Source organism: Frankia sp. CcWB2, from assembly GCF_977927585.1.
The window spans coordinates 14,002-18,673 of the sequence record NZ_CDWRCM010000030.1; the positions used below are offsets into that span (position 1 = coordinate 14,002).

The following is a 4,672-nucleotide window of genomic DNA, read 5'->3' on the forward strand; positions in this document are numbered from 1 at the left end:
CCACACCAGGGAGACCCAGCAGGCCCTCGAGCTCCTGCTCGACCGGCTCAAGCAGACCAGGACGAACTACGAGTTCCTGATGCAGATCGCCAAGACCGCACCGCCTCAGGATTAGCCTTCCCCCACACGGCGCCTTCGGCGCAGTGTGGGGACCCCTGGCGTTGGGTGCCGTTCGGGGTTTCCGCGCGATCGCCTTCGGCGATCTTGCTGTGGGGGGTTGTTGGGGGGAGCCGTTGGCGTCTTCGGCGCAGTGTGGGGACCCCTGGCATCGGCTGGCGGTCGGTGCACCCGGCCTCTGGCAGACTGGCAGCAGACCGGCTCCGGTTCACGTCGTCCACGCGAGACGACGACCCGGCGGCCACTTCGAAAGAGGGATCATGAGGTCTGACGTCCACCCGACCTACCACGAGACGACGGTCACCTGTACCTGCGGGAACACCTTCACCACCCGCAGCACCAAGGAGAACGGCGTCGTCAACGCCGAGGTCTGCTCGCAGTGCCACCCGTTCTACACCGGCAAGCAGAAGATCCTCGACGTCGGCGGCCGGGTCGAGAAGTTCGAGCGCCGGTTCGGTCGGCGGCGCCCCGGCGAGAAGGTCGGCGGCGCGAAGTAGCTTGGCCGCGGCGCCCGTTCGGACTCCGGACGGGCGCCGTTTGCGTCTGGGACGGGTGGTACCCGTCCCACCGACCCTCTCCCGGAACCGTGACGTGTTCCAGGACCATGACGTGCGAAGGAACCACGATGACGTCCCCGCTCGACGGCCTGATCGCCGAGCACGCCGAGATCGAGGGGCAGCTCGCCGACCCGGCGGTGCACAACGACCCCGCGAAGGCGCGCGCCCTGAGCCGTCGCTACGCGCAGCTCGCCCCGGTCGTGGATCTTGCGCGCGAGCTCGACCGGGTGGAGGGGGACCTCGCTGCCGCCCGCGAGCTCGCGGCGCTGGACCCGTCGTTCCGGGACGAGGTCCATGATCTCGGCGGGGAGCTGGCCCGGCTCAACGACCGACTGCGGGCCTACCTCGTCCCGATTGACCCGGACGACGCCCGGGACGCCATCCTCGAGGTCAAGGCCGGCGCCGGTGGCGAAGAATCGGCGCTGTTCGCCGGAGACCTGCTCCGGATGTACCTGCGCTATGCCGAACGGCGCGGCTGGAAGACCGAGATCCTCGACGCCAACCCCTCCGACCTCGGCGGTTATCGTGATGTCAGCGTGGCGGTGAAGGCCCGGGGACCCGCGGGCCCCGGGGACGGCGTCTACGGCCGGCTGCGCTTCGAGGGCGGGGTGCACCGCGTCCAGCGGGTGCCCGTCACCGAGTCCGCCGGACGTATCCACACTTCGGCGGCCGGGGTCCTGGTGCTTCCGGAGGCCGAGGAGGTTGATGTCGAGATCGACCCGAACGACCTGCGCATCGACGTGTTCCGCTCGTCCGGCCCCGGTGGGCAGAGCGTCAACACCACGGACTCCGCGGTCCGGATCACCCATATCCCGACCGGTGTGGTCGTCTCCTGCCAGAACGAGAAGAGCCAGCTACAGAACAAGGAGTCCGCGCTGCGGATCCTGCGGGCCCGCCTGCTCGGGGCGGCCCGGGAGAAGGCCGAGTCGGAGGCGTCGCTGGCGCGTGCCAGCCAGGTCCGCACGGTGGACCGGTCGGAGCGGGTCCGGACCTACAACTTCGCCGAGAACCGGATCAGCGACCATCGGGTCGGCTACAAGGCACACAACCTCGACCAGGTGCTCGACGGGGAGCTCGACGAGGTCCTCGACGCGCTGGCCGCCGCGGACCTCGACGCGCGGCTGGCGGCTCAGGCGTCATGACCGGCCCGTCGGCCGTGCAGGGGCGCTCTCGGGGCACGGAGCAGCCGGGCCGGGGCGCGTCCCCACATTCGGGCTCCGCGGATCCCCTGAGCCCGGTGCGCCACGCGGCCGACCTGACACCGCTGGGCGCGTGGTTGGCGGTGGCGACCGACCGGTTGCGTGCGGCCGGGGTGGCGAGCCCCCGTGCCGACGCCGAGCAGCTCGCCGCCTTCGTGCTCGCGGTGCCCCGCGGCCGGCTGGCACTGCTCGACGACGTCACGGCGGCAGCGGCGCGGCGGCTGGACGAGCTCGTGGCCAGGCGTGCGCAACGGGTGCCGCTGCAGCACCTGACCGGTGTCGCCGGCTTCCGCCACCTCGAGCTCACCGTCGGCCCCGGGGTCTTCATCCCGAGGCCTGAGACGGAGTCTGTCGTCGAATGGGCGCTCACCGGGCCCGCCGGGCTCACCGGGGCCCGGCAGCCGGGACCGTTGTGCGTCGATCTGTGCGCGGGCTCGGGGGCGATCGCGCTGTCCCTGGCGGCGGAGCTGCCCGGCGCGAGGGTGCACGCCGTGGAGGTCGACCCGGCGGCGGTGGTCTGGCTGCGACGCAACATTGCCGACACCGGTCTTCCCGTGACGGCGCACGCAGCCGACATCGCCGCGGCGCTGCCCGAGCCGCTCACCCGACTCGCCGGGACGGTCGACCTGATCATCAGCAATCCGCCGTACCTCCCCGACTCCGACCGCCACACGGTGGAGCCCGAGGTGGGCGAGCATGATCCGGCCCGCGCCCTGTGGGGAGGGCCCGACGGGCTCGACGTGGTGCGCACGGTTGTCGGGGTGGCGGCGCGGCTCCTGCGGCCAGGCGGTCTACTCGTCATCGAACACGCCGACGGCCACGGGGTGTCGGCGCCCGAGCTGCTTCGCGCCGATGGCCGCTGGTCGCACGTGGCGGATCATCGGGACTTGGCCGGCCGGGACCGGTTCGTCACCGGCCAGCGCGGGGCGTCCCGCGAGCCCCGATCCTGAGGACGAACCCTGATCCTTGAGAAGAGGACCGGCAATGGAACGTTTCGACTGCTCCGACGAACGGGAGCGGGCCCGCGGTCTCGACGCGGCGGTCAGCACCGTCGCCCGGGGTGGGCTGGTTGTGCTCCCCACCGACACGCTCTACGGGCTGGGCGCCGATGCCTTCGACCGGGACGCGGTGGCCTCGCTGCTGGCGGCAAAGGGGCGTGGCCGGAACATGCCGGTCCCGGTCCTGGTCGGCTCCTGGCGCACCCTCGACGGGCTGATCGAGCGGATGACTCCCCAGCTCCGGGAGCTGATCACCGCATTCTGGCCGGGCGGGCTGACGCTGGTAGTCCGGCACACCCCGTCGCTGCGCTGGGATCTCGGGGAGGGCCGGGGCACGGTGGCGGTGCGCATGCCGCTGCACCCGGTGGCGATCGAGCTGCTGGGTCGGACCGGGCCGATGGCCGTCTCCAGCGCGAACATCAGCGGCCAGCCTCCGGCGACGACGATCGACGAGGCGCTGCACCAGCTCGGCGGTGCCGCGGGTGTCTATCTCGACGGGGGACCGTGCCCGGCCGCCGTCCCCTCGACCATCGTCGACTGCACCGAGGAGGTGCCCGTTGTACTGCGCAGCGGTGCGATTGATCTCACCGCGCTGCGTGCAGTGTTGCCGCTGGTCCGGGAGCCCGTGAACCGGTGAGCCCGTGAACTGGAGCCGGGCCCGGGGTCCGGACGGGCCGGCGTGGGGTGGGCCTGACGCCGCTGATCGTCCCGGCGGGAGAGTCCCGTACGATCCTGAACCGGGTCGCGGGGGCGATGGTCACAGCGGGTGGCTTCGGGTAGATCCGGGTGGATGGTGTTCCCGGGCCAGAGGAGCATGGGGTGACCGGGCTGCCCGCGCGGCGGCACCGGTCATCGGTTGCCGGTTGTGGCACGGTTGCCGTTCCAGTGCGGTCGCCGTTCTAGCGCAGGAGGTTAGGAACGTCATGAGCACCCCGTTCTGGGGCCCGGACTTCGACCAGCTGAGCGCGACGGATCCGGAGATCGCGGAGGTGGTCCTCGATGAGCTGGACCGGCTGCGCGGCGGCCTGCAACTCATCGCGAGCGAGAACTTCACGTCCCCGGCGGTGCTGGCGGCGCTGGGCTCGACGTTGTCGAACAAGTACGCCGAAGGGTATCCGGGTCGGCGTTACTACGGCGGTTGCCAGGTGGTCGACCGGGCCGAGGAGATCGGCATCGCCCGGGCGAAGCAGCTCTTCGGCGCGGAGCACGCCAACCTGCAACCGCATTCGGGCTCGTCGGCGAACTTCGCGGTGTATGCGGCGCTACTCACGCCCGGTGACACAGTCCTGGCGATGTCGTTGCCGCATGGCGGTCACCTCACCCACGGCAGCAAAGTGAGCTTCTCCGGTAAGTGGTTCAACGTGGTGGCCTACGGCGTGCGGGAGGACACCGAGCTGATCGACTACGACCAGGTGCGGGAGCTCGCCCGCCAGCACCGGCCCAAGATGATCATCTGTGGGGCGACGGCCTACCCACGTCTGATCGACTTCGCCGCGTTCCGCTCGATCGCCGACGAGGTTGGTTCGTGGCTGATGGTGGACGCGGCGCACTTCATCGGTCTGGTCGCCGGGGGCGCGATCCCGAGCCCCGTGCCCTACGCCGACGTCGTCAGCTTCACCACCCACAAGGTGTTGCGCGGCCCGCGGGGGGGCATGATCCTCGCGCGCGAGGAGCTGGCCTCCCGCATCGACAAGGCCGTGTTCCCGTTCAGCCAGGGTGGCCCGCTGATGCACGCGGTCGCGGCGAAGGCCGTCGCGTTGCGAGAGGCGGCCTCGCCCGCTTACGCGCAATACGCTCGCCA

The 4,672-nt window shown here is 71.3% G+C and carries 5 protein-coding genes; all 5 read left to right on the top strand.

The genetic code is table 11. The features are described 5' to 3' along the window. Window positions 1–377: 377 nt before the first annotated feature. Window positions 378–614: a 50S ribosomal protein L31 gene (gene rpmE / locus ACY45C_RS05370; protein ID WP_462186541.1), complete on the top strand. Its 237-nt coding sequence runs from the start codon at window positions 378–380 to the stop codon at window positions 612–614. 128 nt (window positions 615–742) lie between these two features. Next, on the top strand, window positions 743–1,816 hold the full coding sequence (prfA, locus tag ACY45C_RS05375) for a peptide chain release factor 1 (RefSeq protein WP_462186542.1): 1,074 nt from the start codon (window positions 743–745) through the stop codon (window positions 1,814–1,816). Continuing rightward, window positions 1,813–2,823 carry a peptide chain release factor N(5)-glutamine methyltransferase gene (gene prmC, locus ACY45C_RS05380; RefSeq protein WP_462186543.1) on the top strand — a complete coding sequence of 337 codons (1,011 nt, stop codon included), beginning with the start codon at window positions 1,813–1,815 and terminating at the stop codon, window positions 2,821–2,823. The genes prfA and prmC overlap by 4 nt, the downstream gene beginning before the upstream one ends. A gap of 34 nt (window positions 2,824–2,857) precedes the next feature. Further along, the gene (locus ACY45C_RS05385; RefSeq protein ID WP_462186544.1) at window positions 2,858–3,508 is read left to right on the top strand and encodes an L-threonylcarbamoyladenylate synthase; all 651 of its coding nucleotides are present in this window, start codon (window positions 2,858–2,860) and stop codon (window positions 3,506–3,508) included. A gap of 286 nt (window positions 3,509–3,794) precedes the next feature. After that, window positions 3,795–4,672, top strand: an 878-nt coding sequence (locus tag ACY45C_RS05390; RefSeq protein ID WP_462186545.1) for a serine hydroxymethyltransferase, incomplete at its 3' end; no start/stop codon positions are given.

Excerpts from the sequence above, each read along its gene's own strand:
- rpmE (WP_462186541.1), top strand. The coding sequence starts at position 378 with ATGAGGTCTGACGTCCACCCGACCTACCACGAGACGACGGTCACCTGT.
- prfA (WP_462186542.1), top strand. The coding sequence starts at position 743 with ATGACGTCCCCGCTCGACGGCCTGATCGCCGAGCACGCCGAGATCGAG.
- prmC (WP_462186543.1), top strand. The coding sequence starts at position 1,813 with ATGACCGGCCCGTCGGCCGTGCAGGGGCGCTCTCGGGGCACGGAGCAG.
- ACY45C_RS05385 (WP_462186544.1), top strand. The coding sequence starts at position 2,858 with ATGGAACGTTTCGACTGCTCCGACGAACGGGAGCGGGCCCGCGGTCTC.